Genomic DNA, 3,673 nt, shown 5'->3' with positions numbered 1-3,673 from the left:
TTCTCTCTGCTGTTAAATCTTATGTAATGGCTAGCACTGTACTGATGGCGATATCTGTATTAATAATCAGTGCTGTATGGTTATACAGTATAGTGGGCTTGGTTGATCCCGCAAGTTTTATCTTGAAAAAAATCAGATGGTCAGCCGATTGGCGCCATTGTGGTGGATTTTATGGTGGGCTAAGCAGCGGATTGAATAACAGGATTAAATAAAATTATCAAATAGAATCAATTAGATAGATATAATTTTGGATTGCTTGAATCAGGGCTATGGCGATATTGCCAGTGCCGAAGGTGTTGTCTTAAATGGCGCTTACTCGTCCACCCAGACTTCTCTTAATGGCTCACCAAAATCATCATAAATGATTTTTTTCCGCGGTTTGCGAACACGGGTTTTGGGCTTTTCCGGCTTTTTTTTGCGGCGTGCATCAATCGCGGCAACCACCTCGGGCACATAGGTGCGACCCTGTTTGGGTTGCTGAAAAGCGCCGTGATCCGAATTTAATGGGCCGTTTGGATTTTCCCTGCCGCTAATTCCCCGTTCGATTGCCGATACTTCACCGCCCTTTTTAAGGAAGTCGGCAATTTGCTTTTCCATATCATTGCGGATATCGGCTTTGGAGATAATTTTTTTCACGGGCACCGAGCTGGTTGTTGTAACGGCTAAACGCCCATCATAGCAGACATTGTTCGCTATGCTTGGAAATTATCCTATGGCATAGAGTTGCCTGTGGTATGGCGCTTTAATCGGTGATTGGACTTTATTAGTTTATGGTTGGGGGCTTTATGCTAGAATGCGCGCCTTTTATTATCCGGTGAGAACAAGTTTATGTCTGAGCAATATACAACGGTTGAGCAACGTGTCAGCTATGGAATAGGCCGCCAAATGGGCGATCAGCTAACGGCTAATCCTTTTGACGGTATTGATATGGATGCTGTGGTTGAGGGTGTTAGAGACGCACTGAATGGTTCGCCAAGTGCGGTTGAAACTGCTGCACTGAGTGCAGCCTATGAAGAAATTAATGCGCGGATGCAGGCTAAGCAAGCCGAGCAGTCCAAAGCAGCGTCTGCTGATGGCGAAGCTTTTTTGGCCGATAACGCCAAGCGTGATGAGGTAACAGTGACTGCAAGCGGTATGCAGTATGAAGTATTGGTGGCTGGTGAGGGTGAAAAACCGTCAGCCACTGCTACCGTTCGTACGCATTATCACGGTACGTTGATTGATGGCACGGTGTTTGACAGTTCGGTTGATCGTGGTGAGCCGGCTGAGTTTCCGGTTAACGGTGTGATTGCCGGTTGGACTGAAGCGCTACAGATGATGGGCGTTGGGTCTAAATGGCGGTTGTATCTACCGTATCAATTGGCTTATGGCGAGCAAGGTGCCGGTGGCGCAATCGGGCCATATGCCACGCTGATTTTTGATGTCGAGTTGATTGATATTGTTGGCTAGAGGCTGGTGAGATGGGCTGCGAAAATAGTTAAAGAACTCAAACATCTGCCTCGGTGATTGAGTTCTTTAGATAGAAAAACTATCAAACAATAAAAGCGGCATTATCTATAAAAAAAGGAATCAATAATGATTAAACATATACTATTACTTCGCATCAAAGACGATGTGGAAGGCCGCAGCAAAGCTGAGAGTATTGCTCAGGCTAAAACCTTGATTGAAGGTATGAACGGTAAAATCCCCGGTTTAATCAAGGTTGAAGTGGGGATTGATTTTTCTGATAGCCCTGACTCTGCGGATATGACTTTATACTCAGAATTTGAATCCCGTGAAGCTTTGGAGGTTTATGCGACTCACCCTGAGCATACTGCGATTTTGCCCTTTATTAGAAGTATTATTAGCGAGCGTCGCTTAATTGATTACGCCGTATAATTAACGGCAAGAGTTCTCAGCTTATGGTTGCAATCGGTCGGTTTAATCAGCTCGAAATCGTTAACAATAACGATGCCGGTGTGTTGCTTGAAGCGGGTGAATTTGGTCAGATACTATTACCCAAACGCTTTGTGGGCAATCAGGCTAAGTTGGGTGATGAGCTGACGGTTTTTATTTATCTGGATTCAGAAGATCGGTTGATTGCCACGACTGAAACTCCCCATGCCTGTGAGGGCGATTTCGCTTGGCTTAAAGTGGTGGAAGTTAATCAGGTTGGCGCCTTTTTAGACTGGGGTTTGCCAAAAGATTTATTACTGCCCTTTGCGCAACAAAAAACGCCTCCCGCTGAAGGTAAGCGAGTTTTGGTTAAGATCTATCTGGATAATAGTCACCGTTTGGCCGCCACCTCGCGTATTGATAAATATCTCAAGGAAGAAAGTACTGGTTATAAAGTAGGGCAGCTTGTCGATCTAATCATTGCGGATAAAACCGAGTTAGGGTTTAAGGCCATCGTGGATAATGCTTATTGGGGCATACTGTATAACAACGAACTGTTTCAACCTTTGAAAAAGGGTGAGCGAGTTAAAGGCTATATTAAAAGAGTCCGCGAAGATAAAAAACTCGATATCACCTTAACCCAGCCAGGCTATGAAAAAATATCGGCTGTTGCTGAACAAATTATTGCTGTGCTCAAAGAGCATGATGGCTATCTCATGATTACCGACAAAAGCACCCCGGAAACTATTCGGTCGGTATTCAGAATCAGTAAAAAGGTGTATAAAAAAGCGATAGGAGCGCTGTATAAACAGCGCCGCATTGCGATCGAAGATAACGGTATCCGCCTGTTGGATTAACCGACGGTTTAAGCCTATGACGCCAGAACGTTTTAATCGGCTTCGCGCCACCCTTGATAAACGCCAGCCGGACTTGACGGTGCTAACCGACTACGTCCATAAGGGCCGTAATTTATCCGCTATTGTTCGCACCGCCGATGCAGTGGGGATAGGGGATGTGCATTGTGTGATTGGTGATAAAGACTATCGCTCATTTCGCGGTACCGCTCTGGGCAGTCATCGCTATGTCAAAGTGCATCGTTATCGGCAGCTGCAAACTCCGGTCGACGACTTAAAGACCAAGGGTTTTCAGATTGTTGCAGCGCATTTGTCTGAGCAGGCGGTGGATTACCACGATGTTGATTTCACCAAACCGACGGCTTTGTTAATGGGCGCAGAAAAAGACGGCATCAGTGATCAGGCCAGTGGGTTGGCGGATATCCATATAACGGTGCCGATGGTGGGTATGGTGGAGTCATTTAATGTGTCGGTGGCGGCGGGTATTATTCTTAGCGAGGCCAGGCACCAGAGACAATTAGCCGGTTTTTACCAACAGCAGCGTATTGAGCAGGCTGAGTACGAGCGGTTATTTTTTGAATGGGCGCATCCCAAAATACGTGATTTTTGTCGTAGCCATCAGTTTGATTATCCGCCGTTGCGAGAGGATGGAGAAATTATTGATGCCGCTGACTGGTATGCCAGCAAACGGGAAATACTGGCCAAGCGTCAGGCGGACAAATTAGCTGGGGAGGCTATGTAATGAGCAATTTAGTGTAATGAGCAATTTATTGATCATATTGGGCGTTCTGTTTGTTGCGTTGGTCATTGTTGTCAAATTGACCGAGAGATTTGCCAAGCCGGTTGAGCCACAGCAACAGGCTAAAATGTCCCGAATAGCGATGGTTTTGATTGTGCTGGTGATGGTGCTAGGCATCATCAGGCATTACAGCGGAGGCTAAATC

The 3,673-nt window shown here is 45.9% G+C and carries 7 protein-coding genes; 6 read left to right on the top strand and 1 reads right to left on the bottom strand.

The genetic code is table 11. The features are described from left to right. Positions 1-212 (top strand): hypothetical protein (locus tag AACP44_RS08695; RefSeq protein WP_339340137.1); only part of this gene is annotated, 212 nt, incomplete at its 5' end. A gap of 100 nt (positions 213-312) precedes the next feature. On the opposite strand, the gene AACP44_RS08690 is transcribed toward AACP44_RS08695, so the two are convergent. Further along, complete coding sequence (locus tag AACP44_RS08690) at positions 313-636, bottom strand: hypothetical protein (protein WP_339340136.1); 324 nt, start codon at positions 634-636, stop codon at positions 313-315. Positions 637-828: 192 nt separating this feature from the next. On the opposite strand from AACP44_RS08690, the gene AACP44_RS08685 reads away from it, so the two are divergent. The 5 genes from AACP44_RS08685 (at position 829) to AACP44_RS08665 (ending at position 3,670) form a co-directional block, all read left to right on the top strand. Next, positions 829-1,449 carry an FKBP-type peptidyl-prolyl cis-trans isomerase gene (locus AACP44_RS08685; protein WP_339340135.1) on the top strand — a complete coding sequence of 207 codons (621 nt, stop codon included), beginning with the start codon at positions 829-831 and terminating at the stop codon, positions 1,447-1,449. Between the two features lie 126 nt (positions 1,450-1,575). Beyond that, positions 1,576-1,878 carry a Dabb family protein gene (locus AACP44_RS08680; protein WP_339340134.1) on the top strand — a complete coding sequence of 101 codons (303 nt, stop codon included), beginning with the start codon at positions 1,576-1,578 and terminating at the stop codon, positions 1,876-1,878. 23 nt (positions 1,879-1,901) lie between these two features. Further along, positions 1,902-2,732 carry a S1-like domain-containing RNA-binding protein gene (locus tag AACP44_RS08675; RefSeq protein WP_339340133.1) on the top strand — a complete coding sequence of 277 codons (831 nt, stop codon included), beginning with the start codon at positions 1,902-1,904 and terminating at the stop codon, positions 2,730-2,732. 16 nt (positions 2,733-2,748) lie between these two features. Next, positions 2,749-3,471, top strand: a complete 723-nt coding sequence (gene trmH / locus AACP44_RS08670) for a tRNA (guanosine(18)-2'-O)-methyltransferase TrmH (RefSeq protein ID WP_339340132.1) — start codon at positions 2,749-2,751, stop codon at positions 3,469-3,471. A gap of 16 nt (positions 3,472-3,487) precedes the next feature. Next, on the top strand, positions 3,488-3,670 hold the full coding sequence (locus AACP44_RS08665; protein ID WP_339340131.1) for a hypothetical protein: 183 nt from the start codon (positions 3,488-3,490) through the stop codon (positions 3,668-3,670). Positions 3,671-3,673: the final 3 nt, after the last annotated feature.

The sequence above is a fragment of the uncultured Oceanicoccus sp. genome, assembly GCF_963968385.1.
Taxonomy (GTDB): Bacteria; Pseudomonadota; Gammaproteobacteria; order Pseudomonadales; family Dasaniaceae; genus Oceanicoccus.
The sequence above is the reverse complement of the archived record's forward strand: the minus strand, read 5'-3'. Positions and strand labels throughout refer to the sequence as shown.

Coding starts and splice junctions, on each gene's coding strand:
- AACP44_RS08685 (WP_339340135.1), top strand. CDS start 829: ATGTCTGAGCAATATACAACGGTTGAGCAACGTGTCAGCTATGGAATA.
- AACP44_RS08680 (WP_339340134.1), top strand. CDS start 1,576: ATGATTAAACATATACTATTACTTCGCATCAAAGACGATGTGGAAGGC.
- AACP44_RS08675 (WP_339340133.1), top strand. CDS start 1,902: ATGGTTGCAATCGGTCGGTTTAATCAGCTCGAAATCGTTAACAATAAC.
- trmH (WP_339340132.1), top strand. CDS start 2,749: ATGACGCCAGAACGTTTTAATCGGCTTCGCGCCACCCTTGATAAACGC.
- AACP44_RS08665 (WP_339340131.1), top strand. CDS start 3,488: ATGAGCAATTTATTGATCATATTGGGCGTTCTGTTTGTTGCGTTGGTC.